Source organism: Virgibacillus sp. M23, from assembly GCF_034190895.1.
Lineage (GTDB): Bacteria > Bacillota > Bacilli > Bacillales > Amphibacillaceae > Virgibacillus > Virgibacillus salarius.
Map to the genome: position 1 here is coordinate 1 of NZ_JAWDHA010000324.1, position 417 is coordinate 417.

Genomic DNA, 417 nt, shown 5'->3' on the forward strand with positions numbered 1-417 from the left:
CGTCAAAGCTGCGGCAAACGCGCCAAGCATGGCGTAGCTGACTGCAACGGTGGCATTTCCGCCGAGACCGTCTGTGAAAGCTTTAACCGTTTCGCCAAGACCGAGTCCGCCTGTTAACCCGCCGGCTAAGGCGCCTATAATTAATGCGATAACAATATTGACACGCAGCAGGCTTAATACAAGCATAAGCAGGACTGCGATGACGACTGCATTCATGATACCCCTCCAAAAATCCTTTAGTTTGCTAATGTAGTAGATAAATAAAGTACGAACGTATCGTATCATAAACGATCCACTTTAGTCAACTAAAGATTTTGGAAGAAAAAATCCCCGCCGCAAGATGCAGAAGGGATGCAACATTATTCGCTTTTCTCTTCTTCCAATGCAAATCGCTCCGCAAGTGTAGCCAATGTTCAT

The 417-nt window shown here is 46.0% G+C and carries 1 pseudogene; it reads right to left on the reverse strand.

The features are described 5' to 3' along the window. Nucleotides 1-216: pseudogene (locus RVS70_RS22785) on the reverse strand (sodium:proton antiporter); the annotation flags it as partial. Between the last annotated feature and the right edge of the window lie 201 nt (nt 217-417).